The sequence below is a fragment of the Streptomyces sp. NPDC005794 genome, assembly GCF_042871445.1.
In the GTDB taxonomy this organism is placed as follows: domain Bacteria; phylum Actinomycetota; class Actinomycetes; order Streptomycetales; family Streptomycetaceae; genus Streptomyces.
This window is the reverse complement of sequence record NZ_JBIAIN010000026.1, coordinates 1-22292: the sequence shown is the minus strand read 5'-3', so window position 1 is coordinate 22292 and position 22292 is coordinate 1. Positions and strand designations below refer to the sequence as shown.

Annotated in this window: 24 protein-coding genes; 12 read left to right on the top strand and 12 right to left on the bottom strand. The window is 71.8% G+C overall.

Translation table 11 applies throughout. The annotated features are described in order from the left end of the window. Positions 1–34: 34 nt before the first annotated feature. A complete protein-coding gene (locus ACFYQ5_RS31570; protein ID WP_014049581.1) occupies positions 35–271 on the bottom strand; it encodes a DUF397 domain-containing protein in 237 nt (78 codons plus the stop codon). Then, the gene (locus ACFYQ5_RS31565) at positions 271–1131 is read right to left on the bottom strand and encodes a helix-turn-helix domain-containing protein (RefSeq protein WP_389202516.1); all 861 of its coding nucleotides are present in this window, start codon (positions 1129–1131) and stop codon (positions 271–273) included. Before ACFYQ5_RS31565 ends, ACFYQ5_RS31570 begins: the two co-directional genes overlap by 1 nt. A gap of 206 nt (positions 1132–1337) precedes the next feature. Between ACFYQ5_RS31565 and ACFYQ5_RS31560 the strand changes: the two genes are divergently transcribed. After that, on the top strand, positions 1338–1796 hold the full coding sequence (locus tag ACFYQ5_RS31560; RefSeq protein ID WP_389202514.1) for an ATP-binding protein: 459 nt from the start codon (positions 1338–1340) through the stop codon (positions 1794–1796). Next, positions 1790–2230 carry a hypothetical protein gene (locus tag ACFYQ5_RS31555; protein ID WP_389202512.1) on the top strand — a complete coding sequence of 147 codons (441 nt, stop codon included), beginning with the start codon at positions 1790–1792 and terminating at the stop codon, positions 2228–2230. Before ACFYQ5_RS31560 ends, ACFYQ5_RS31555 begins: the two co-directional genes overlap by 7 nt. An 85-nt stretch (positions 2231–2315) precedes the next feature. On the opposite strand, the gene ACFYQ5_RS31550 is transcribed toward ACFYQ5_RS31555, so the two are convergent. From ACFYQ5_RS31550 to ACFYQ5_RS31515, 8 genes are all read right to left on the bottom strand, one after another. Beyond that, a complete protein-coding gene (locus tag ACFYQ5_RS31550; RefSeq protein ID WP_389202511.1) occupies positions 2316–3662 on the bottom strand; it encodes a 6-phospho-beta-glucosidase in 1347 nt (448 codons plus the stop codon). Positions 3663–3744: 82 nt separating this feature from the next. Then, the gene (locus ACFYQ5_RS31545; RefSeq protein ID WP_389202510.1) at positions 3745–5244 is read right to left on the bottom strand and encodes a cytochrome P450; all 1500 of its coding nucleotides are present in this window, start codon (positions 5242–5244) and stop codon (positions 3745–3747) included. Positions 5245–5324: 80 nt separating this feature from the next. Then, positions 5325–5939 (bottom strand): ATP/GTP-binding protein, encoded by a 615-nt coding sequence (locus tag ACFYQ5_RS31540; protein WP_389202509.1) that lies wholly within the window; start codon positions 5937–5939, stop codon positions 5325–5327. Continuing rightward, the gene (locus ACFYQ5_RS31535) at positions 5920–6288 is read right to left on the bottom strand and encodes a DUF742 domain-containing protein (protein WP_351280604.1); all 369 of its coding nucleotides are present in this window, start codon (positions 6286–6288) and stop codon (positions 5920–5922) included. Before ACFYQ5_RS31535 ends, ACFYQ5_RS31540 begins: the two co-directional genes overlap by 20 nt. Continuing rightward, positions 6285–6692 carry a roadblock/LC7 domain-containing protein gene (locus tag ACFYQ5_RS31530; protein ID WP_014049573.1) on the bottom strand — a complete coding sequence of 136 codons (408 nt, stop codon included), beginning with the start codon at positions 6690–6692 and terminating at the stop codon, positions 6285–6287. The genes ACFYQ5_RS31535 and ACFYQ5_RS31530 overlap by 4 nt, the downstream gene beginning before the upstream one ends. Continuing rightward, entirely contained in the window at positions 6689–8314 is a 1626-nt protein-coding gene (locus ACFYQ5_RS31525) for a sensor histidine kinase (RefSeq protein ID WP_389202508.1), read from the bottom strand. Before ACFYQ5_RS31525 ends, ACFYQ5_RS31530 begins: the two co-directional genes overlap by 4 nt. A 613-nt stretch (positions 8315–8927) precedes the next feature. Then, positions 8928–9431: a MarR family winged helix-turn-helix transcriptional regulator gene (locus ACFYQ5_RS31520; RefSeq protein WP_389202507.1), complete on the bottom strand. Its 504-nt coding sequence runs from the start codon at positions 9429–9431 to the stop codon at positions 8928–8930. Further along, positions 9428–11116 (bottom strand): FUSC family protein, encoded by a 1689-nt coding sequence (locus tag ACFYQ5_RS31515; protein WP_389202649.1) that lies wholly within the window; start codon positions 11114–11116, stop codon positions 9428–9430. The genes ACFYQ5_RS31520 and ACFYQ5_RS31515 overlap by 4 nt, the downstream gene beginning before the upstream one ends. Positions 11117–11275: 159 nt before the next feature. Here ACFYQ5_RS31515 and ACFYQ5_RS31510 point away from each other — a divergent pair, with 159 nt between their 5' ends. Continuing rightward, the gene (locus ACFYQ5_RS31510) at positions 11276–12028 is read left to right on the top strand and encodes a VOC family protein (protein WP_389202506.1); all 753 of its coding nucleotides are present in this window, start codon (positions 11276–11278) and stop codon (positions 12026–12028) included. Between the two features lie 10 nt (positions 12029–12038). On the opposite strand, the gene ACFYQ5_RS31505 is transcribed toward ACFYQ5_RS31510, so the two are convergent. After that, positions 12039–12506, bottom strand: a complete 468-nt coding sequence (locus ACFYQ5_RS31505; protein WP_389202648.1) for a MarR family winged helix-turn-helix transcriptional regulator — start codon at positions 12504–12506, stop codon at positions 12039–12041. A gap of 172 nt (positions 12507–12678) precedes the next feature. On the opposite strand from ACFYQ5_RS31505, the gene pcaH reads away from it, so the two are divergent. From pcaH to pcaD, 4 genes are read left to right on the top strand one after another with little or no spacing between them, the layout of a single operon-like run. Next, entirely contained in the window at positions 12679–13464 is a 786-nt protein-coding gene (gene pcaH, locus ACFYQ5_RS31500; RefSeq protein ID WP_389202504.1) for a protocatechuate 3,4-dioxygenase subunit beta, read from the top strand. Then, positions 13464–14042: a protocatechuate 3,4-dioxygenase subunit alpha gene (gene pcaG, locus ACFYQ5_RS31495; protein ID WP_389202502.1), complete on the top strand. Its 579-nt coding sequence runs from the start codon at positions 13464–13466 to the stop codon at positions 14040–14042. The genes pcaH and pcaG overlap by 1 nt, the downstream gene beginning before the upstream one ends. Continuing rightward, positions 14042–15370 (top strand): 3-carboxy-cis,cis-muconate cycloisomerase, encoded by a 1329-nt coding sequence (gene pcaB, locus ACFYQ5_RS31490; RefSeq protein WP_389202501.1) that lies wholly within the window; start codon positions 14042–14044, stop codon positions 15368–15370. Before pcaG ends, pcaB begins: the two co-directional genes overlap by 1 nt. Beyond that, on the top strand, positions 15367–16509 hold the full coding sequence (gene pcaD / locus ACFYQ5_RS31485; RefSeq protein ID WP_389202498.1) for a 3-oxoadipate enol-lactonase: 1143 nt from the start codon (positions 15367–15369) through the stop codon (positions 16507–16509). The genes pcaB and pcaD overlap by 4 nt, the downstream gene beginning before the upstream one ends. Before the next feature lie 59 nt (positions 16510–16568). On the opposite strand, the gene ACFYQ5_RS31480 is transcribed toward pcaD, so the two are convergent. After that, the gene (locus ACFYQ5_RS31480) at positions 16569–17495 is read right to left on the bottom strand and encodes a phospholipid scramblase-related protein (RefSeq protein ID WP_389202496.1); all 927 of its coding nucleotides are present in this window, start codon (positions 17493–17495) and stop codon (positions 16569–16571) included. A 71-nt stretch (positions 17496–17566) separates the two neighbouring features. Between ACFYQ5_RS31480 and ACFYQ5_RS31475 the strand changes: the two genes are divergently transcribed. From ACFYQ5_RS31475 to ACFYQ5_RS31455, 5 genes are all read left to right on the top strand, one after another. Beyond that, on the top strand, positions 17567–17986 hold the full coding sequence (locus ACFYQ5_RS31475; protein WP_389202494.1) for a hypothetical protein: 420 nt from the start codon (positions 17567–17569) through the stop codon (positions 17984–17986). A 116-nt stretch (positions 17987–18102) separates the two neighbouring features. Further along, on the top strand, positions 18103–18753 hold the full coding sequence (locus ACFYQ5_RS31470; RefSeq protein WP_389202493.1) for a DUF3105 domain-containing protein: 651 nt from the start codon (positions 18103–18105) through the stop codon (positions 18751–18753). A gap of 56 nt (positions 18754–18809) precedes the next feature. Further along, positions 18810–19397, top strand: coding sequence for a DUF305 domain-containing protein (locus ACFYQ5_RS31465; protein WP_389202646.1), 588 nt, complete (start codon positions 18810–18812; stop codon positions 19395–19397). A 181-nt stretch (positions 19398–19578) separates the two neighbouring features. Continuing rightward, complete coding sequence (locus ACFYQ5_RS31460; RefSeq protein ID WP_389202492.1) at positions 19579–20877, top strand: phytase; 1299 nt, start codon at positions 19579–19581, stop codon at positions 20875–20877. Between the two features lie 58 nt (positions 20878–20935). After that, complete coding sequence (locus ACFYQ5_RS31455; RefSeq protein WP_389202490.1) at positions 20936–22192, top strand: ROK family protein; 1257 nt, start codon at positions 20936–20938, stop codon at positions 22190–22192. Positions 22193–22292 lie beyond the last annotated feature (100 nt).

The window sequence follows — 22292 nt, the reverse complement described above, 5'->3', positions numbered from 1 at the left end:
AACAGCGCGTGGTGCGAGCGTATGTGACGGGGTGTCAGGTGAGAAGGAAGTCGGCCTGCCCGGCCTTGGCGCCCTGGATGAAGGCGGCGATCTCGCCGTTGGAGTAGATGAGCGCGGGGCCGTCGGGGTCCGCGGACTGCCGGACCGCCACCCTGCCGTCGGCCAGCTTCATGGCCTCGATGCAATTGCCGCCGTTACCACCGCTCCACGGCTTGTACCAGCCTTCGGTGCCGAGGTCGGCGGCCGGCATGCCGTTGTATATGTGGTTCATCACAGCTCCTCGCGGAAGTCCCTGAGGATTTCCTTCGTGCGTTGTGCAGTTGCGGCCTGCGCCGCCATTCGGTCCATGACCTCGAGGTAGGAAGCCACCTCGGGGCGCGCGTCGAAGTAGACGGCGCCTGTCAGGTACTCGGTGTAGACCATGTCGGGGAGTTCGGGGACCGCGAAGCGGAAGAGGACGAACGGGCCGTAGGTGCCCGGGTGGTGGCCGGTCGCGAACTCCGCGATCTGCAGCGTCACATGGGGCAGGTCGGTCGCTTCGAGCAGCCGGTCGATCTGGGCCCGCATGGCGTCGGGGCTGCCGACGGGGCGGCGCAGGACCGTCTCGTCCATCACCACCCACAGCTTCGGCGCCTCCGCCTTGGTGAGCAGCGACTGCCGCTCCATCCGCAGCGCCACATGGCGCTCGATGTCCGCCGGCCGGGTCTGGCCGACGGCACCGGTGCGCAGGACGGAGCGCGCGTAGTCCTCGGTCTGCAGCAGACCGGGGACGAAGTGCGGCTCGTACGTACGCAGAAGGCTCGCGGCACCTTCCAGGCTGACGTACATGCTGAACCAGTCGGGCAGCACGTCGTGGAAGCGCTGCCACCAACCGGGCTTGTTGGCCTCTTCGGCGAGTTCGACGAAGGCGTCGGTCTCGGCGTCGGTGATTCCGTAGGCCTTGAGGAGGAGCTGGACGTACGGGATCTTCAGCCCGACCTCGGCGGTCTCCATCCTGCGTATGGTCCCCGGGGCGACACGGAGCACCTTCGCCGCCTGGTCGCGGCTCAGGCCGACACGCTCCCGCAGATCCTGCAGGCGCTTGCCGAGAACGACCTGGCCCACGGTCGGGGCGGACCGCGGTTCGCTCACTTCAGACCTCCCGATGCGCTGTGTGCCAGCAGTCTGCCATGCGCACGCCTCCAGGGACACAGTCACTCTGAATTTTTCAGAGTGCCTCTTGCCAAGTGTTCATGTCAGAGGGAGAGTTGGTGACCGAACCAAGTTCGCGTGGTCGCGTCCACTCCATTTCGGCGTGGTGCGAAGCGTGACGCAGCCCCCACTGTGAGGAATCGGTCGTGGCACCTGGCAGTGCGCTCATCCCCCGGCTCATGGACCTCAGCCCCGGGGCGGAAGCGCTCCGTTACTGCTTCGCGCTGCCGGCGCACCCCGAGTCGGTCGCCGGTGCCCGGAGCCTGACGCGAGCCCGGCTGGCGGACTGGCGACTGACCGGGGACGTCTACGACGCCGCGGTGCTGATCGTGTCCGAGCTGGTCACGAACGCGGTGGTGCACACCGCGAGCGCCCGGGTCGTCTGCGAGCTCCGGTGCCGCGACGGCCGGTTGCGCGTCTCCGTACAGGACCAGGGCCATCAGCCCGGCGGCCCCCGGCTGTCACTGACCGCCGACGGCGAACACGGGCGCGGGCTGCTGCTCGTCGACTCCATGAGTGCCGCCTGGGGATCCCACGACGCGGGGAACCACTCGGGGCGCATCGTATGGGCGGAACTGCCGTACGGCCCGGAGCAGGCATGTTGAGGAACGCCCTCTCCCACCTGCTCGGCGCGCGTCGCGCCCGTCCCGTGCAGGAGGAGGGCCAACCCGGCCGGGTCCGACTGCCCCTCCCGCCCGCGCTGTCGGCGAGTCTCGGCTGCGACGCGGTGGGTGTGCCCGCACAGTACGGATTCCGGTTGATGTCTCATCTGCCTCGCGCCGGATGCGTGTTCGCCGATGCCGAGCAGTGGTGGTGGATCGTCCCGTCGGGTTCGGATCTCGATCTGGACTGGCCGGAGCAGGCGTCGTACGCCACCGGGGCCTACGTCCCCGCCGGGCGCCCCCGGCTGATCCACGCGCCGGACAGCCGTACGCCTTACACGCCGCCCATTCCTCTTTTCCTCATGGTGTGCCAGGTCATGGGTGTCGTGCCGTCCTGGGATTCGCCCGGCCGGCCGAGGGCCGTGCCCGCTTCCTGACCCGTCGCCCCGCAGCAGGCCTGTGCGCCGCTGGGAGTTCGTACCCGCCCGCGAACTCCTGGCGTCCGGAAACGGCTGACCCCGCTCACGGCCGGTCGAGATAGGCGAGCCCCGGGTGGACCCTGGTGTATCCCTCGACCAGACGTCGGGCCACGGAGACCGAGTCGACCAGCGGGTGCTGGGCGAAGGCCCGTACGGCCGCCGCCCGTGATCCGCTCTCCGCGGCTTCGAGCACCGCCCGTTCCACGGCCTTGACCGCTGTGACCAGCCCGACCGCGTGGTACGGGAGCGGGTCCACGGCGACGGGATGCGCACCGTTGGCGTCGACGAGGCACGGCACCTCGATGACGGCCTCCGCGTCGAGCACCGAGAGGGTGCCCCGGTTCCGGACGTTGAGGATCAGGGAGGTCCGTTCGTTGCGGGCGACGGCCCGCATCAGGGCGAGGGCCACCTGCTCGTAGCCGCCGGACTCGAGATCGCTCTCCTCGCGCTCACCGGCCCCGGCCACGTCCCGGTTCTCCGCCATGTACGTCGCCTCGCGTTCGGCACGCGTACGGTCCCAGGTGGCCAGCGGCGGGGCGGCCGGGTCCTTCATCCGGGCGTAGAAGCCCTCCTGCTGGTCGCGGAGGAAGGCGCCGCGGGTCTGTTCGGCGTCCTGGTAGGCGCGGACCGCTTCCCGGTTGAAGTAGTAGTAGTGCAGGTATTCGTTGGGGATCGCTCCGAGCGAGCTCAGCCAGTCGGGGCCGAAGAGCCTGCCCTCCTCGAACGAGCCGAGCAGCGCCGGGTCCGCGAGCAGGCGCGGGAGCTCGTCGCGGCCACCGACCCACAGACCGCGGACCCAGCCGAGGTGGTTGAGTCCGACGTAGTCGATCCAGGCACGGTCCGGGTCCGCGCCCAGGACCCGGGCGATCCGGCGGCCGAGTCCCACCGGCGAGTCGCAGATGCCGATGACCCGGTCGCCGAGGTGCCGGGCCATGGCCTCGGTGACCAGGCCGGCCGGGTTGGTGAAGTTGATGACCCACGCGTCGGGCGCGAGCCGGGCGATACGCCGGGCGAGGTCCGTCGCGACGGGAACGGTGCGCAGCCCGTAGGCGATGCCTCCGGCCCCGACCGTCTCCTGGCCCAGGACACCTTCGTCGAGCGCGACGCGTTCGTCGGCCGCGCGGCCTGCCAGGCCGCCGACCCGGATCGCGGAGAAGACGAAGTCCGCGCCCCGCAGGGCCTCGTCGAGATCGCCGGTCGCGAGGACGGCCGGCGCGTCGTCGATGCCGGCCGCCTGTTCGGCCAGGACCCGTGCCACAGCGGTGAGCCGGTCCGCGTCCGTGTCGTACAGGGTCACCCGCGAGACGCGGCCTTCGGCGTGATCACCGAGCAGCGCCCCGTACACGAGAGGGACCCGGAATCCGCCGCCGCCAAGAATTGTCAGCTTCACGCTGCTCGATGGTACGGGGCGGGAAGCCCGGTGCCCCGGACCCGGGGGTCCGGGGCACCCGGAACGGCGGACGGTGCCGCTGTCAGTGTCCGTTCCACCACCGCAGGACGGCGTGCCAGACCTTCGTCGGCCCGCTCCGCTGCGCCGGGACGACGGCCCCCTCTCCGGAGGGCCCGTACGGCTCGGCGGTGGGCGCTCCGGCGGGGACCCGCCGGGGGACGGCGGGCGACGACACCTCCCAGTCGGCTTGCGACCGGGCCCGGGACACCGCCGGCAGCGGTTCGGCGTCGATCTCCTGCTCCGTGGTGGGTGCGAAGCTCGCCGGGAGGTCCACCAGATGCCGTGACACGAAGTTCCCGGTCCAGCTCAACTTGCTCTCGTCGACGCTGAGTTCCAGGTCGGGAAGGCGCATCAGGAGGGCGTCGACGCCTACGTCGGCGATGGCGCGTCCGATGTCCTGGCCGGGGCACTCGTGAGGACCGCTGCTGAAGGCCAGGTGGGCGCGGTTGCCCTCCATGCTGGCGGTGAGGTCGGGGCGCACCACGGGATCCGTGTTGGCCGGCGCGATACCGACGATGAGGGCGTCGCCGGCCTTGATCTGCTGCCCGCCGAGCTCGGTGTCGCCCACCGCCCAGCGCCCCAGGATCGAGGTGAACGGCGGCTCGTCCCACAGCGTCTGCTCGACCGCCTCGGGTACGGTCATGTGCCCGCCGCTGAGCCTGGCCCGGAACCTCGGGTCCGTGAGAACCATGCGCAGCACGTTGGCGATCAGGTTGGTGGTCGTCTCGTAGGCGACGACGAGAACCACCCGCAGGTGCTCGCTGACCTCCTTGTCGGTGAGTTCGGCGGGGTGTTCGACCAGCCAGGTGGCGAAGTCCTCGGCGGGCGCCTCCCGGCGGCGTTGGACCAGCCGGTCCAGCGCGCCGATGATGTAGGCGTTGCTGGCTACGGCGGTCTCCGAGCCTCGTGTCATGTCACGGGCAGCCTGTACCAAGCGGTCGTTGTACTCCTCCGGCATGCCGATGATCGCGCACATCACCATCATCGGCAGTCGCTCGGCGAACTGACTGACCAGCTCGGTCCGGCCTTCCTTGCAGAAGTCGTTGACGAGCCGGTTGCTGTAACGGTTGATATGGCGGCGCACGCCACGGGTGTCGATGCGCGCCATGCTGTCGGTGACCGCGCCGCGCAGGCGTTCGTGGGTGGCGCCTTCGGCGAACGAACACACCGGCTGCCAGGTGAAGACCGGGGCGAGCGGGTGGTCAGCGGCCACACTGCCCTCCTGCAGGGCACGCCAACGGCGCGAGTCGCGGGAGAACTGCGAGGGGGTGCGGGTCATGTGGAGGTTCTCGCTGTGTCCGAGCACCAGCCATGCGGGGACGTCCCCGTGCATCAGGACTGGTGCGACCGTGCCGTGTTCGGCACGCAGCTTCTCGTACAGACCCGCCGGGTCCGCTTCGGCCTCGGAGCCGTACAGCCTGCGTAGGCCGCCGGGTCCGATGCCCATGCCGTGCGCGGGGCACTGCGGGGGTGGCACCGGACCTGTGGCCGATCCGGGTTCGTGCTGGAAGGGGGTTGTCACAGTGGCTCCAGGAATAAGGCGTTCCGAGACCGGGCGGAGTGGGGACAGGGCCCGGTCAGGGGCAGAGGTGCGGGCCGCCGTCAGGCGAGCGGTACGGCGAGGTCGTGCAGGTAGCGCATCAGGGTCATCAGCACATCGCGGCTGGAGGCGCGCAGCCGGGCGTCGCAGTCGATCATCGGGACCTCGTCCGGCAGGTCCAGCGCACGGCGCAAGGCCTCGACGGAGTGGTGCGGTGCGCCGGGGAAGGTGTTGACGGCGACGACGAACGGCACGCCGCGCTCCTCCAGCCTGCCGATGACGTCGAAACTGACCTGGAGCCGCCGGGTGTCGATGAGGACGACGGCTCCGAGCGCTCCTTCGAAGAGTCCGTTCCACAGGAACCAGAAGCGTTCCTGGCCGGGGGTGCCGAACAGATAGAGGATCAGTTCGTCGCTGAGGCTGATCCGCCCGAAGTCCATGGCGACGGTGGTGGCGGTCTTGGTCTCCACGCCCACGTTGTCGTCCACGCCGACACCGGCCTGGGTCATGGTCTCTTCGGTCGTCAGGGGCCGGATCTCGCTCACCGAGCCGACCATGGTCGTCTTGCCGACCCCGAACCCACCGACGACGACGACCTTCACCGCGGCCGTGGCCGTGTCGGGAAGGACGTCCTCGCTGCGGGGGCCCGTGATCGTGTCAGAGCTTCTGAAGTCCATGCATCACCGCTTCGAGGAGGGACCGGTCCGGGAGCGCGGCGCGGACGATGGGCGCGCGCGATTCGATCAGTTCGGTCGCCAGGAGTTCTGTCAGGAGCGAGGTGACCACGCTGAAGGGGAGGCTCAGATAGGCCGAGATCTCGGCGACGGACAGCGGCGCCTTGCAGAGCCGCATGATCGCGGCCTGCTCGGGCTGGACCGTCGGCGACGGCTCGGCCTGAGCCACCACCATCGTGACGAGGTCGAGTGCCGCTCTCTCGCCGTCGGGGGCACCTGTGATCACGTACAGCCGTTCCGGGTCGCTCACCTCCGGGTCGGCCTTTCGGCGTTCTCGTCGGGGAGGACTCATCCGGCCTGCCCGTCATGGCGCGGGGGGCTCGTCAGGTGCGCTCCGATGCGGACGACCATGTCACGCATGCGTGCGCCCACCAGTCCGGCGTCGACCGTCTCCCCGGCGAGGACCGCGAGGTAGGCCCCGGTGCCCGCGGCCATCAGGTAGAAGAACCCTCCGGTGACCTCGATGACGACCAGCTTCATCAGGCCGTCGCTGTAGGGGATTTCGGTGGCGACGGCCGCGGCCAGGCTCTGCAGCCCGGCGCAGGCGGCGGCGAGACGGTCGGCGACGTCGGGGTCGCCGCCGTGCCGTGCGATCCGGAGGCCGTCGGCGGAGAGCACCACGATCTGGTGGATGCTCGGGACGTCGTCGGCCAGCTCCTTGAGCATCCAGTCCATGTTTCCCCGCTGCTGGATCACTTCTCGTCTCCCTTGTCCCACACGTCGTCAGAGTCTCTGTCGTTCTTCGGCTCCTGGGGCACACCGTTGACGGCCTGGGTGAAGGCCTCCAGCCAGAGGCCGGGCGGTGCCGAGCCGCCGCCGTTTCCGGTGTGCCCGTTGCGCGCGGCGGGCTCCGCAGCCGGGGCGGACTGCTGCGGGAGGTTGTGCGAACCGAGGGGGGCGCGCCCCCGGCTGCGGCGCTGCGGGAGGCCGCCTTCGGTCCACTCGGTCACGACGATCTCGTCGTCGTCCATGGCTGCCGCGGTGGGCGCGGTCCATGCGGCTGAGGCCGACGGGGCCGAGGCGGGGGCCGGGGTGGCGAGCGACGGGGCGGGCCCGGTCGTGGCGGGGCGCGCCTTGTGCTTGCCGCGCGGGGGGACGACGTGCTGCATCTGCGACATGTCGAGCGAGCTCTGGGGCCGCGAGGTGGCGCCGATGCCGTGCGCGATGCCGGGGGCGGGACCGGTGGTGATCATGTCGCGCGGCACGATGAGTACGGCGCGGACCCCACCGTACGCGGACTGCCGCAAGGAGACCTGGAGTTGGTACATGCGGGCGAGACGGCCGACCACGGCCATGCCGAGGCGCGGAGACTCCCCCAGGTCGTTCATGTTGATGCCGGCCTGGGCCTGGGCGAGCATGTTCTCGGCCCTTCCACGGGCCTCCTCGCTGAGGCTGACGCCGCCGTCCTCGATCTCGATGGCGATGCCGGTCTGCACCTCGACCGCGGTGACGTGCACCCGGGTCTGGGGCGGCGAGTAGCGCGTCGCGTTGTCGAGGAGTTCGGCGCAGGCGTGGATGAGCGGTTCGACCGCGGTGCCGACGATGGCGACCTTGGCGATCGAGTGCAGATCGACGCGCTGGTACTCGAGGATCCGGGACATCGCACCGCGCAGCACGCTGAACAGCGGTACGGCCTTGGGCCACTGGCGACTGGGCCGGGCGCCGCCGAGCACGGCGATGGAGTCGGCGAGCCGCCCGATCAGCGCGGTGCCGTGGTCGATGCGGAGCAGGTCGTCGAAGACGTCGGGGTTGCGTCCGTGGTGGTCCTCCATCTCCCGGAGTTCACTGGCCTGTCGGTGGACGATGGCCTGGACGCGGCGGGCGACACTGACGAACGCGCGCTGCGCGGAGTCACGCATCGCCTCTTCGTTGTCGATGATGTCGAGGACCTGGAGGACCAGGGCGCGTTGCGCCTTGGGGAGGTTGCGGTACGACTCGTCCGCGTCGACGATGTCGCGCATCACTTCCTGCGGCGAGTTGCTCGCGCGCAGTCGGCGGATCGCGGCGGGCAGGAGTTCCTTGCTGAGCTGTTCGGTCTCATGGTCGTACGAGGCGATGCGGTGTTCCAGGAAGGCGATGCGCTGTTCGTACGCGGCGCGCTGGACGCGCATCGCCCGGCGGCGGCGCTTCAGTACGACGGTGAGCGTGGCGACCACGACTGTGGCGATCGCACCGCACCAGACGACTGCCGCCCGCGTGGCCCCGGTGACCGGCACCGCGCCGGCGGCCGTGGCGCCGGCCATCAGCACGACGGGCAGGAACGCGGCACGGACTACGGGGATGTCTCTGTTGGTCGGCGGTGATTCAACACGGACCATCTAAAACCCTCTGGCGGTTGATTCGGGAGGTATACACACTTGCACGGACAGTTGTGGGCAAGTGCTCGAATTCATATCAACTCGACTTCACTGCGCGTGAGCCTAGCCAGATCAGAACAGTGCTTCGGCATATTCACCCAACCCCCTGCGCGAGCACGCCTGCGGTAATACACTCACCAGTTTTCGCACTCAGCGGCGCCAAGCGTGCGCAGGGAGTGACGCCACTCGGGAATCAGGAGAAAGCGGACCTTCGTGTCCTGGTGTGCGGGACATGAGGTGGGCCGTGGCGTTTACTGAGGGTGATGAGTTTCCAGCAGAGACAAGAAATAAGACGCACAGACGGGCGAGATCCGCCCGTACATGCGAATCCTCACGCACCGCAGAGAGGGACAAGGGCACATGTGATCGAATCGGATCGAAAGGAGCAGATCCTTGAGCGACGGACGCATGTGCGAGCGCTGTGGAGGGAGCCCTGTGGAGGCCGCACGGCCGGGTCGCCATGCGCCTGTCGCCGGATGACGCGTCGTTCCTCCCCCACGGTGGTCCTCACCGTCGGTGAGGACCACCGTGGGGGAACGTCCCGTCGCGTCCGCCTGTCGGGAGTGGCGGGCCCTCAGCGGCGGCCGCCGAGCCGGCCCTCCAGTTGCACCAGCAGCTCGCCGAGCTGTCCGCTGAGCCCACTGCGGGTCTCCTCGTCGAGCCCGGAGAGCACCGAACGCTCGTAGGCGAGCTGTTCGGGCAGCAGGCGGTCGACCAGGTCCCGCCCCGCGTCCGTCAGCCCGACGTGGGCGACCCTGCGGTCCCTGGCATCGCTGCGGCGGCCGATCAGGCCGGACTCCTGCAGGGCACGCAGCCGCTTCGTGACTGCGGCTCCGGACGAGAAGGTCTCGCGGGCCAGCTCGCCCGGGGTGAGCTCACGGTCGGTGCGACGCATCGCGCCGAGCAGATCGAATTCGGCTCGCGTCAGTCCGGCGGCCCGCAGGGGGGCGTCCTCGGCCTGCTGGAGCAGGGCCGCGCAGCGGTTGATGCGGCCGATGAGTTCCATCGGCCCGGTGTCCAGCTCCGGGTTGACGGCAAGCCACTGCCGTACCACCGAGGCCACGATGTCGTCGGTCACACCGCTCCGTTCGCCGGGGGCAGGGTGATCAGTCCCTGCCGTTGTGCTGTCGCCGCGAGCGTACGGTGTCCTGCCTGCTCAGCCGCCAGCAGCTCTTCCTCGGGCAGGGCGCGCTGCCACCATTCGCCCGATGCGACGTCGCCGGCGTCGCGCAGCTCGACGAGGGAGGCGGTGAGCCTCCGGCGCGCCGTTTCGAGCGTCAAGGCGTCGACCGCCGGGTCGGCGACCGCCCGCTCGGCCCGGCCCCGGGCCTCCCCCGCCGCGGCGAGGGCCCGTTCCACGCGGCCGGAGGCCCGGCGGTTGGTGACGGCGATCGCGGCGAGGAATCCGACCGCGACACCCACGAGGGTGTCCAGGGCACGGTCGGCGATGAGCTCACCCGCCGGCTGGAACCCGCCGAACTCCAGGATCAGCAGGGCCATCGGGGTGACGGCGACGGAGCCGAGCCAGTAGTTGCGGGTGATCAGCGCCTCGGCGGCGAAGTTGAAGAACAGGACGCAGAGGACGAGGACGAGCGGACCGACCCTGGCGAGCGGGATGACGGCCGCGAAGACCAGCACACCGAGCAGGTTGCCGACGGTCCGCTGCAGCGCCCTGCTCCAGGAGAGGGCGAGATTGGGCTGGTAGACCGAGGCCGCGGTGACGATGGCCCAGTACGGGTGGCCCACCCCGAGCGCCGAGGAGACGTAGCCGGCCAGGGCGCACCCGACGAGGGTACGGAAGGCGACGGGCAGCACCGGGGAGCCGGGGCCGAGTGCGCGCAGCAGCCTCCGCCGGGCCTCGCGCCGGCCCCGCCGCATCCGCAGTCCGGCCCGTTCGGCGTCGATCCCGAAGAGCTGCTCGACGGTGCCGGGTGCGGGAGGCGGGCTGGGGACGGGGCCGCGGCCCCGGGTCTCCGTGGCCCATCGGCGCAGCTCGGCGGGGTCCGCTCCGGTGACGTGGCCGCCGGCCGCGGTGGTCGCGAGGGCCCGCTCGGCGTGGACGACGAGCCGCTCCAGTTCCTGGCGTACGGGAGTGGGCCGTCCGGCCGCCAGCAGTGACTGCCAGGCAGCCTGGACGGCCGCGGCCGCGGCGTGCCGGGTCCGGGCGTCGGGATCCGCCGCGTATGCCGCGGCGGCGTCGAGCGCGCGGGCGGTGGCGAGACGCTCGGGTCCCTCCCGGTGCCACAGGGCCGGGCCCGCGGTGACCAGCCAGGAGAAGGCGCCCGCGGCCAGCATCAGCGCCATGTGCCCCGGCATCTGACCGATCTCCTGCGGGGCGAAGAGCGCGGCCGAGGTGACGAAAGCGAAGATCACGTTGCCGGGCGGGCCTATGCGGGTCGCGTCGCAGAAGGTCTTCTGCACGGCCGCGAGCAGCGCGCCGACAGCGATCAGCACGGCGGTCGAGTCGGTGAGCGAGGCGGCGACGAGGGCGACGGCGAGGCCCGCGGCCATCCCCAGGATCACCCGGAGGACGGTGTGGGCCCTGCGGGCGTACGGCAGGTTGTGCCCGTAGAGCGCGCAGAGCGATCCCGCCATGGTGTACATGACGAGGTCGAGGCGGTCGAGGGAGTACAGCAGCAGATTCGGGACGGCCGACGCGACCACGACGCTCAGCGCGGGCTTGTACCAGATCTCCGCGGGGCTCTTCAGCCGCAGGACACCGGTGACCGGCAGTTTGTGGACGGATGACTTCCGGGATCGCATGGCTGTATCACTCACCTATTTATCTTAACAGGTGTTACACACGTAAAATATCTGCCGGACGCGCCGTCCGCCTCCGGTAGCCGCCGCTTCCGCACGGTCATAGCGTGCTGGACAACAGCGTAGGAATGTGACTGGTGGCGCGCCTCGGGAGGAAACCGCATGAAGCTCACGGAACCGGTGCCCGGCGGCCCCTGCTGGGTCGAGCTGAGCACCTCGGACGTGCCGGCCGCCCAGGCGTTCTACGCGGGGCTCTTCGGCTGGCGGTCCGAGACCGATCCGCGGCCCGAGGCAGGCGGATACACGACGGCGCGCGTCGGTGAGGACGCCGTCGCGGCTTTCAGCCCCCTCTACCGCCCGGACCAGCAGCCGGCCTGGACCGTCTCCTTCGCCACCGAGGACGCGGACGCCACGGCCGATGCGGTGCGGGAGGCGGGCGGGACCGTGCTGACGGGGCCGATGGACATCTTCGACCAGGGCAGGTTCGCGGCGGCCGCCGATCCGTCCGGCGCGGTGTTCTCCCTCTGGCAGGCCCGTGCCTTCCCGGGCGCCGGGCGCTTCAACGAACCGGGGTCCCTGGGCTGGACCGAACTCCGCACCCCTGATCCGCGGGGCGCGCTCGCCTTCTACCCGGCCGTGTTCGGCTGGACGGTCAGCGCGACCGGACCCTTCACCCACTGGGGTGTGGACGGGGCCGACTTCGGCGGCATGAAGGAGCAGGACGACGACGAGCGGACCGAGGCGCCGCCGCACTGGCTCCCCTACTTCACCGTGTCCGACACCGAGGCCACCGCTGCCAGGGCCCTGACCGCGGGCGGCGAGCCGCTCGCACCCCCGACGCACATCCCGGGCGGGCCCTGGGTCGCGACGCTCCGCGATCCCCGGGGAGCACGGTTCGGCGTCCACACGCCCTGAGGACCCGTCCTCACCGTCCCGCAGGCGGCCTGGCGTCATCCGGCACCCGGAAGGCCTCGGCGGCGTCCGCCACCCTGCGCATCAGGCCGAAGAGGGTCTGCTGCTCGTCCGCCGAGAGCGGGCCGAGGAAGACCTGGTTCATCCGGACCGTGAGGAGCGCGAGCCGCCGGTGGGTGCGGACGCCGTCATCGGTGAGGCGCAGCTGGAAGCGCCGCCCGTCGTCCGGGTCGCGCACCTTGTCCAGCAGTTCCCTGCGCAGCAGCCGTGCGATCACCTCGGCGACGGTGGACCGGTCGAGACCGACCCGCTCCCCCACCGTCCGCTGGTCGAGCCCCGGTTCGGCGGTCAGGGCGTTGAGGACGGCGAACTGGGGCGAGGTGATCTCCTGGGAGACCATCGCGTTCCAGAGCAGGTGGTGTGCCTGCTGGAGACGCCGGGCCAGGTGCCCGGGGTGGGTGCTCAGGTCGACCGCCTGCACGGCACCGCCCTCTCTCTGTCGGCCGTCGGCCGTCGGCTGGGACATCGGCCGGGATGCCGAAGATACACAGTGTACTGAGGGTCTTGACCGCAACGGCAAGCCGTGGATAGCTTCATGGGCATCGCATTTACTCAGTGTACTGAGCATTATCAGCCATTCACGGAGCCGTGACATGACCGCACGTGACCTTCCCGCACATCCACTGCCCGACGGAATGAGCCAGCAGGAGATCGACTCCGAGGTGGCGCGGGCCCAGGATGCAGCCGAGCCGGGGGCCCACCATCCGCCGCGCGACTACCCCCCCTACCGCAGCAGCCACTTCCGCCACCCGCACCGCTCTCCCATCCCCGTGCGCGACCCGGAGGCGGTCGAGCTGTCCGGGCCGGCGTTCGGCGTCACCGATGTGACCGCGCTGGACCGGGACCTCACCGCCCAGCACGACGGCGAGCCGCTCGGTGAGCGGATCACCGTCACTGGCCGGGTGCTGGACCGGGCCGGCCGGCCGGTGCGGGGGCAACTCGTCGAGGTGTGGCAGGCCAACGCCTCGGGGCGGTACGCCCACCAGCTCGACCAGCACCCGGCCCCGCTGGACCCGAACTTCACCGGCTTCGGACGCTGCCTGACCGACGACGACGGCGGCTACTCGTTCACGACCGTCAAGCCGGGCGCCTACCCGTGGCGCAACCACACCAACGCCTGGCGCCCCGCGCACATCCACTTCTCGCTGTTCGGTACGTCGTTCAGCCAGCGGCTCGTCACCCAGATGTACTTCCCCGGCGATCCGCTCCTCCCCTACGACCCGGTGATCCGCTCGGTCACGGACCGGGCGGCGCGTGAGCGGCTCATATCGACGTACGACCACGACCTGTCCGTTCCCGAGTGGTCCCTCGGCTACCGCTGGGACATCGTCCTCGACGGACCGTGCGCCACCTGGACCGAGGAAGAAGGCGACGCCTGATGTCCCCCGCCCCGACTCCCTCCCAGACCGTCGGCCCCTTCTACGGCTACGCGCTGCCCTTCCCCGGCGGCAGCGAGGTCGCCCCGGCCGGGCATCCCGACAGCATCACGGTGCACGGCTACGTGCTCGACGGTCGGGGCGCCCCCGTGCCCGACGCGATCGTCGAGACCTGGCAGCCCGCACCCGACGGATCGCGCACCGGCCTCCCCGGTTCGCTGCGCCACGACCCCGCCACGGGCAAGGTGATCGGACGCAACGGGGTGGACTTCACCGGCTTCGGACGGGCGTCGACGGACGCGGCCGGACGCTGGTTCGTGCGTACGCTCCCACCCGGCGGTGTCCCTTACCTCTGCGCGGCCGTGTTCGCCCGTGGCGTGGTCCACCACCTCTACACCCGTGTGTACCTCCCCGATCTACTCAGCGAGGGTGAGGGTGTGGAAGCGGGCGATCCGCTGCTGCGGTCGCTGGACGCGGAACGGCGCGCCACACTGATCGCGACACGCACGGACCCCCGCACCTACCGCTTCGACATCCGTCTCCAGGGCGCCGACGAGACGGTCTTCCTGGAGTTCAGCTGATGCACGAGAGCGATGCCGGCCTCCTCGCCCCCGGGCGGGCCGGCTCCGCCGCCGAGACCGCCACCGGCGACCACGCCTTCCTGCAGGCGCTGCTGGACGCCGAGGCGGCGCTCACCCGGGCCCAGTCGGTCTCCGGGTTCGCCCCCGCCGAGGCGGGACGGGCGGTCACCGCGGCGGCGGACGCCGGCCGGTTCGACGTACGGGAGCTGGCGCTGCGGGCGCGGTCCGGCGGCAATCCGGTGATCCCGCTGGTCGCCGCCCTCTCAGCGGCGGTCGACGAGGACGTACGGCCCTTCGTCCACCGGGGCGCGACCAGCCAGGACATCCTCGACACCGCCGCCGTGCTGGTGGCGTCCCGGACCCTGGCGCTCGTCCTCGACGACCTCGGCCGGACCGCCGACGCGCTGGAGCGACTGGCGGCCGAGCACCGCGACACGCCGATGCCCGGCCGCACCCTGACGCAGCACGCCGTGCCGACGACGTTCGGGCTCAAGGCCGCGGGCTGGCGGTCGCTGGTGCTCGACGCGCGGGACCGGCTGCGGGCGGTACGCGGTGCGCTCCCCGTCCAGCTCGGCGGCGCGGCGGGCACGCTGGCCGCCTTCACCACCGACGCCGGAGACGCGGCGGAGCTCGGTCTCGTCTCCGCCTACGCCCGGGAACTGGGCCTGGCCGAACCGCAGCTGCCCTGGCACACCCTGCGCACCCCGGTCGCCGACCTGGCCGGCGCGCTGGCCTTCACGGCGGGCGCGCTCGGCAAGGTGGCGGTCGATGTGCTCACCCTGTCCCGCACGGAGATCGCCGAGCTCGCCGAAGGATCCGGCGGCGGATCCTCCGCGATGCCGCACAAGGCCAATCCGGTCCGCGCCACCCTGATCGCCGCTGCGGCCCGCCGCGCGCCCGGAGCGGCGGTCACGCTGTACGGCTCGCTCGCAGCCGAGGACGAACGGCCCGCCGGGGCCTGGCACGCCGAATGGGAGCCGTTGCGCGACCTGCTGCGCCTGGTCGGCGGGGCGGCGCGGGACGCGGTGGAACTCACCGAGGGGCTCAAGGTGTTCCCCTCGGCCATGCGGAGCCACCTGGGGCTGACCGGCGGGCTGATCGTGTCGGAGCGGCTCGCTGCCGTCGCCACCGGCCGGGTGGGCCGGCCCCGCGCCGAGGAGATCCTCACCCAGGCCGCCGGCCGGGCACGTGACGAGGGCAGGCCCCTCGCGGAGATCCTCGCCGGGGAGCCGGCCTTCGACGGCCTGGATCTCGCAGAACTGACCGACCCCGCCCGGTACACCGGCTGCGCCGGGCCCCTCACCGACCGCGCTCTGGAGCGCCGATGAACACGACACCCGCCCGCCTCCTGCACCACCGCGCCGAAGGGGCGGCGAGCGCTCCCCCCCTGCTGCTCGGCCCGTCGCTCGGCACCTCCACCGCGCTCTGGGACGGAGTCGCCCCCGAGCTGTCGGCCGCCCATCGGGTCGTACGGTGGGACCTGCCGGGACACGGGGGCTCGCCCGCCGGACTGATCGGCCCGGGGGCGGACATCGCCGATCTGGGCGCGCTGGTCCTGGCACTCGCCGACTCGCTGTCCCTGGAGCGGTTCTCGTACGCCGGGGTCTCGCTGGGCGGCGCGGTCGGCCTCTGGCTCGCAGTCCACCACCCGGAGCGCGTCGACCGCCTGGCGGTCGTCTGCTCCTCCGCCCACTTCGGCGACCCGGGGCCATGGCGGGAACGGGCCTCGCTCGTGCGCGCCGAGGGCCTCGGCAAGGTCGCGGAGAGCGCGGCGACCCGCTGGTTCACGCCCGGTTTCACCGAACCCCGCCTGCTCGACGACCTGCTGGGCACGGATCCCGCGGCGTACGCGGCGTGCTGCGACGCACTCGCCGACTGCGATCTGCGGGACGGGCTGTCCGGCGTACGTGCGCCGACGCTGGTCATCGCGGGCCGCGAGGACCCGGCGACGCCGCCCGCGCACGCCCGGGAGATCGCCGACGGAATCCCGGGGGCCGCGCTGACCGAGCTGCCGCGCGCCGCCCATCTCGCTCCCGCCGAACGTCCGGCGGCCGTACGGGAGGCCCTGCGCGCCCATTTCGCGCCCCGGGAGCGCGGGAGCGGGACGGTGGTGCGCCGCGAGGTCCTGGGCGATGCGCACGTGGACCGGGCACAGGCGGCGACCACGGAGTTCACCGCGCCCTTCCAGGACTTCATCTCCCGCTACGCCTGGGGCGAGATCTGGACCGACCCGGCCCTGTCCCGGCGGGAGCGCAGCCTGATCACACTGACCGCCCTGGTCGCGCACGGCCACTACGGCGAACTGGCGATGCATGTCCGCGCGGCGGTACGCAACGGCCTCAGCCCGCAGGAGATCGGCGCGGCCCTGCTGCAGACGGGGGTCTACTGCGGGGTCCCTGCGGCGAACTCGGCCTTCGCGGTGGCCGAGAGGGTGCTGGCGGAGATGGAGACGGAGGGCACGAAGTAGACGTGGATGAGGGAAGACGCACGGTCCGGCCGGACGGCGTCCCTCGTCCCCACGTCGGCTCAGCCGAAGCCGCGGGAGTCCTGCTTGAGCGCGGTGTCGACGGTCAGGGCCGTCGCCACGACGAGACTCAACAGCGGCTCGGGCAGCTGGTAGTGGATCTGCAGCACGTAGTTGTCGGCCGTGGTGAACATGGTCTTCGCCAGGCCTTCCCAGGTCTTGGTGATCCTGGCGATCTCGGCGTCGTTGTGGTCGACGATGGCGAAGTTCCACGCACGCCAGTTCTCGGCCTTGATCGCTCCGACCTGCTGCCCGTTGACCATGATGGCGAAGTTGATCTTGCCGATGGCGTTCTGCTGGACGATCTCGCCCACGGGCTGTCCGTCCGGGCGCTGCACGACGACCCGGGACTTGATGAACTTCGCCGGGCGGGTCAGGAGCAGTTGCGGCTGCCCGTAGGCGTCCCGGATCTCCAGGCGGTGCGTGAGGTACTGGTCGACGCTGGAGACGAACCTGAGCGCCTTGCGCAGGCCGCTCTGGCCGACCTGGACGACCGAACCGACGGTGGTGCCCTGCTGGTCGAAGACGCTGTACTCGTTCGTGAGCTCGAGCAGCTTGGCCTTCTGGTTCACGACCAGGACCTGCTGGGTGAAGAGTGAGCCCGCGCCGGGTGCGCCCTGCTGAGGAACGGCCTGCTGAGGAACGGCCTGCGCGGGGGCCGCCTGCTGGGGAGCGAACTGCTGGGCGGCCGCCTGCTGGGGAGCGAACTGCTGGCCGGCTGCCTGCTGAGGGGCGGCCTGCTGCGGCGTCGACGCCTGCGACTGGCCCGCGTACGGCTGGGTGACCTGCGATTGCGCCTGGGCCTGCGCCTGCCCCTGGGCCGGGTGCGTGTGCTCGGTCCACCGGGAGCCGTCCCAGTAGCGCAGCAGCTGGGGTGCGCCGTGAGGGTCCGGGTGCCAGCCCGCAGGTACGTTCGATTGCGTCGTCACCGGGGCACACTATCGCGCCAAGCTGTGGGCCAAACTCATTGAAACTTCACACACCATCTACCATGGCGGCCATGACCAGAGCGAGCAGGTGGACGGACCGGCGGAGCGGCAGCGGCCTGCCCCTCGCGCCGGTCTGGGCACTGGTGCTCGTGGCCGTCTTCTTCTGCTGCTCGCCGGCCGCCACGGCCCCGCCCCGGACCGAGGCCGCTTCCGCGACCGCCGTCATGGCGTTCACGCCGGCCCCCGTGGCCGCCGCGTCCGTCGTCGTGGCCGACGCCCCGGACGAACGCGGGATCGGCAGCTCCTGTCACGGCACGTCGGACCACTTCGCGGCCGCCGTGCTGCCCTGCCACCCCGCTCCGGTCGCCCTGCCCTGCCCCTCGGCGGCACCCGGAACCGCCCCGCTCACCGGCGCCGCGGCCATCCGGGGCCCGTCCAACGACAGCGTGGGCGCCGTCGACCAACTGCGTCTGCAGGTCCAACGGATTTAAAGGGCCCCCGGGTCCGCCCTCCGCGCCGCCGATGCGCCGGAGGCGGACTTCCGCGTGCCTTTTCCCCGCGTCGCGCGCCTTCCGCGCACGCGCTCCACCGAACCCGAGGACCTGACATGGCTTCCGCCAAGAACCAGAACAGCTCATCCGCCGCGCGCCGCGCCAAACTCGACGAGGCCCGCCGCAAGGAGCGGGCCCGCGAGCGCCGCAGCCGCATCGTCACCATCGCCGCGGCCGTCGTCGTGCTCACCGGCCTCGTCGCCGGGGGCGGCTACCTGATGTCGGCCGCCGACGAGCAGGACAGGGCCGAGGAACAGGCCAGGACCTCGCCCGTCACCGGCGAGAAGTCCTGGGACGACCTGGCCCAGGAGCACGTCGGGACGCCCGTCGACTACCCGATGAACCCGCCCGTCGGCGGCAACCACGACCCGGTCTGGATGAACTGCGACGCCGACGTCTACACCGAGGCGATACCGAAGGAGAACGCCGTCCACTCCCTGGAACACGGCGCCGTCTGGGTCACGTACAACGACAAGGCGAAGGATGCCGACGTCGAGGCGCTCTCCGAGCGTGTCGCCAGGACTCCCTACTCCCTGATGAGCCCCGTCGCCGACCAGAAGGATCCGCTGATGCTCAGCGCCTGGGGCAAGCAGCTCACAGTGAAGAGCGCCACCGACGCCCGCGTCGCACAGTTCTTCACCAAGTACGTCCAGGGCGCGCAGACCCCGGAGCCGGGCGCCGCCTGCTCGGGCGGGATCGCCAAGTGACCTCGTCCGCACGCGTTCCCCGTTCACTGGTGTGGGCGGGGGCCGTGGTGTTCGTCATGGCCGTGGGGCTCGTGCTGCTCATGGTCGTACGGCCCTCGGCGGCCTCCTCGTCCGGCTCCGGAGCACCCGGTGCCGTGCCCGCGGAGAGCTCGGCCGATGTGGGGTTCGCCCGGGACATGTCGGTCCACCACCAGCAGGCGGTGGAGATGGCGTTCATCGTCCGGGACCGCACGGATGACGAGGCCGTTCGGCGACTCGCCTACGACATCATCAACACCCAGGCCAACCAGCGGGGCATGATGCTGGGATGGCTGGAGTCGTGGGAGAGGCCCAAGAGTTCGGACCGGCCGCCGATGGAGTGGATGGGCCACCCGGTCACCCCGGCCGACGGCTCCCTCATGCCGGGCATGGCGACGGACACACAGCTGGACGAGCTGCGCGCGGCCGAGGGCAGGGACGCGGAGGTGCTGTTCCTGCGGCTGATGACCGTCCACCACCGTGCGGGGGCCGACATGGCGCGGGCCGCGGCCGACGCGGCGGGCACGGACGAGATCAGGAGCCTGGCGGCGGGCATGGACCGCGCCCAGGAGTCGGAGATCTCGCTGATGGCCGACATGCTGAAGGCCCGGGGCGCGCGGCCCTGAGCCCCGGGGCGGGCGACGGGCCGGGTCCGGCGGCAGACGTCGCCGGACCTGCCCGCCCCCGCGAATTCACCTGGTGCCCACGTCCCCCTCATGGACGCGACACCAGGGCAGCGCCCCGTCGTCCGACACTTCCTGACGAGTCATGGACATGTCCCTCTCACGACAGGAAGCATCCGTGCGCATGCACCGCTCCCCTCGCCTGGCGGCCACCGCCCTCCTCGGTACGGCACTGATCACTCTCGTCCCGCTCTCCCCGGCGCACGCACGGTCGCTGCCGTCCGTCGGCGCGACGGCCGAGACGGCCGCGCTGTACGACGACGAGGCGGGCGGCAACGCCGACGCCGACGACCCGGCGATCTGGCGCAACGACGCCGACCCCGGGCGCAGCCTGGTCGTCGCCACCGCCAAGGAGGGCGGCCTGCGGGTCTACGGTCTGGACGCGTCCCTGGTCCAGTCGATCCCCGCCCCGTCACCCGCGGCGGAGGACGACGCCCCGGGCAGGTTCAACAACGTCGACCTCGTGACCGGGCTCCGCACCCCGGCCGGACGCGCCGATGTGGCCGTGGTGAGCGACCGGGGCAACGACCGTCTCCGCATCTACCGTGTCGACCCCTCGCAGCCGGGCGGACCGCTGAAGGACGTCACCGATCCCGCCGCCGCCCCGGTCTTCTCGTCCGGCCAGGCCGAGGTCAACGAGCAGCGGACCGCGTACGGTCTCGCCACCTGGCAGGACCCTTCCAGCGGGCGTTCGTACGCGTTGGTCAGCCGGCGCAACACCACGGACCTCGCGCTGCTGGAGCTGCGGCCGACGGCGGCGGGCACGGTGGGCTACCGCCTGGTGCGCACCCTCTCGCTCCCGTCGTCCTTCCGGCTCCCGGACGGCACCTCGTGGACGCCGTGCGGCGAGCCGGGTGAGCTGCCGCAGGTCGAGGGCATGGTCGTCGACCCGGAGAACGGCACGCTCTACGCGGGCCAGGAGGACGTCGGCATCTGGCGGCTGCCCGCCGCGCTGACCGGGCGCCCGGTCCTCGTGGACAAGGTCAAGGAGTACGGCGTCCCGGGGACGTACGACCCGGAGACCGAGGAGTGCGCGCCCGGCGCCGACCCGGGCTTCGGCGGCAAGCGGCTGGCGGCCGACGTGGAGGGGCTGACCCTGCTCCCGGAGTCCGGCGGTGACGGCTACCTCTTCGCGTCCGGCCAGGGGGACAACTCCTTCGCGCTGTACGACCGCGAGGTGTCCGAGGACAACGAGTACGAGGGCGGCTTCCGCGTCACCGCCGTATCGGCCGACCTCGACGGCAGCGAGGAGTGCGACGGTGCCGCCGTGCTCGACGAGCCGCTGGGCTCGCGCTACCCGCGTGGCCTGCTGGTGGTCCAGGACGGACACGAGACCTCCGCGGCGGGCGGCGAGGAGGGCCGGGAGGCGACCGGCTTCAAGTTCGTCGACCTCGGCGCGGTGAAGGACGCGGCGGACCTGTAATCCGCGGGTACCACCGCGAGCTCTGCCCCGGCGGGCATCACATAGGCTCGTCGACGATATGAAGAGCTACCTCACGCCCCTGGGGTCCAAGGCCGACAAGGACACCGTACGACGCCACAACCTGAGCCTCGTGCTGCGCGCCGTACGGGACGAGGGCGAGACCGGTGAGGCGACCCGGGCCGGGGTGTCGGCCCGGGTCGGACTCACCCGGGCCGCGGTGTCCTCCCTGGTCGAGCAGTTGCTGGACAGCGGCTTCGTCACCGAGTCGGGCAAGACGTTCAGCGGGCAGGCCGGGCGGCCCGGGACGGCTCTGAAGGTGGCGCGCACCGGGCCCGCCGGGCTGGGTGTGGAGATCAACATCGACTACGTGTCGGTGTGCGTCGTGGACCTGGCGGGCACCGGCCGGGTGCGGCAGACGGAGCACCTGGACAACCGCGGCGCCCCGCCCGAGGAGGTCCTGGCCCGGGCGGCGGGGATCGCCGCCCGCACCCTGGACTCGGCGCGGGAGCAGGATCTGTACCCGGTCGGTACGGCGCTCGCGCTGCCCGGGCTGGTCTCGGGCGGTTCGGTGCGCCAGGCGCCGAACCTGGGCTGGAACCAGGTCGCCGCCGAGGAACTGTTCGCGGAGGCACTCGCCGGTCTGCGTCCCGGCACCGCGCCGCTGCCCGTGCGCTCGGAGAACGAGGCGAATCTCGCGGCGCTGGCCGAGCTGTGGTTCGGCGGGCTCGGCACGGTCCGGAGCTTCCTCTACCTGACGGGCGAGATCGGTGTCGGCGGGGCCCTGGTGCTCGACGGCGAACTGCTGCGCGGCGCCCACGGTTTCGCCGGGGAGATCGGGCATGTGGTGGTGGACCCGGCGGGCCCGGAGTGCCGGTGCGGTTCGCGCGGCTGCCTGGAGCAGTACGCCGGCCAGTCGGCCCTGCTGCGCGCGGCCGGCGTCGACGGGGCCGCGGGCGGGGCGGCGGGAGTGATGGAGCTGGAGCGGCGGGCGCAGGCCGGTGACCCCGTGACGCTGGCCGCCGTGGCCGACGCGGGCCGGATGCTGGGACAGGTGCTGTCCGGCGCGGTGAATCTGTTCGACCCGGACGCGGTGGTGCTCGGCGGGATATACCGCGGCCTGATGCCGTGGCTCTCGCCGCCCGCCGACGCGGAGCTGACCGGCCGCGTGGTGTCCGGACTCTGGTCCCGGGGCGGCGGCCGGCTGCGCGCCTCGTCCGTCGCGGGTGACGCGGCACGGGGCGCGGCGGCGCTGGTGGTGCAGGACGTGCTGGCCGATCCGGTGGCGTACGCCCGGCCCGCGCCGGTGGACGCCTGACGGCCGGGACGCCCGGTGGTGGTGGGCCGGGCGTCCCGGGGTGGGTCAGCGGACGTTGAGGAGGTGTTCCATGGCGAGCTGGTCGAGGGCTTCGAAGGCC

Bases quoted from the DNA above. Each gene is read 5' to 3' on its own strand.
- ACFYQ5_RS31570 (WP_014049581.1), bottom strand. From the start codon at position 271: ATGAACCACATATACAACGGCATGCCGGCCGCCGACCTCGGCACCGAA.
- ACFYQ5_RS31555 (WP_389202512.1), top strand. From the start codon at position 1,790: ATGTTGAGGAACGCCCTCTCCCACCTGCTCGGCGCGCGTCGCGCCCGT.
- ACFYQ5_RS31540 (WP_389202509.1), bottom strand. From the start codon at position 5,939: ATGGACTTCAGAAGCTCTGACACGATCACGGGCCCCCGCAGCGAGGAC.
- ACFYQ5_RS31535 (WP_351280604.1), bottom strand. From the start codon at position 6,288: ATGAGTCCTCCCCGACGAGAACGCCGAAAGGCCGACCCGGAGGTGAGC.
- ACFYQ5_RS31525 (WP_389202508.1), bottom strand. From the start codon at position 8,314: ATGGTCCGTGTTGAATCACCGCCGACCAACAGAGACATCCCCGTAGTC.
- ACFYQ5_RS31515 (WP_389202649.1), bottom strand. From the start codon at position 11,116: ATGCGATCCCGGAAGTCATCCGTCCACAAACTGCCGGTCACCGGTGTC.
- ACFYQ5_RS31510 (WP_389202506.1), top strand. From the start codon at position 11,276: ATGAAGCTCACGGAACCGGTGCCCGGCGGCCCCTGCTGGGTCGAGCTG.
- pcaH (WP_389202504.1), top strand. From the start codon at position 12,679: ATGACCGCACGTGACCTTCCCGCACATCCACTGCCCGACGGAATGAGC.
- pcaG (WP_389202502.1), top strand. From the start codon at position 13,464: ATGTCCCCCGCCCCGACTCCCTCCCAGACCGTCGGCCCCTTCTACGGC.
- pcaB (WP_389202501.1), top strand. From the start codon at position 14,042: ATGCACGAGAGCGATGCCGGCCTCCTCGCCCCCGGGCGGGCCGGCTCC.
- pcaD (WP_389202498.1), top strand. From the start codon at position 15,367: ATGAACACGACACCCGCCCGCCTCCTGCACCACCGCGCCGAAGGGGCG.
- ACFYQ5_RS31475 (WP_389202494.1), top strand. From the start codon at position 17,567: ATGACCAGAGCGAGCAGGTGGACGGACCGGCGGAGCGGCAGCGGCCTG.
- ACFYQ5_RS31470 (WP_389202493.1), top strand. From the start codon at position 18,103: ATGGCTTCCGCCAAGAACCAGAACAGCTCATCCGCCGCGCGCCGCGCC.
- ACFYQ5_RS31465 (WP_389202646.1), top strand. From the start codon at position 18,810: ATGGCCGTGGGGCTCGTGCTGCTCATGGTCGTACGGCCCTCGGCGGCC.
- ACFYQ5_RS31460 (WP_389202492.1), top strand. From the start codon at position 19,579: ATGCACCGCTCCCCTCGCCTGGCGGCCACCGCCCTCCTCGGTACGGCA.
- ACFYQ5_RS31455 (WP_389202490.1), top strand. From the start codon at position 20,936: ATGAAGAGCTACCTCACGCCCCTGGGGTCCAAGGCCGACAAGGACACC.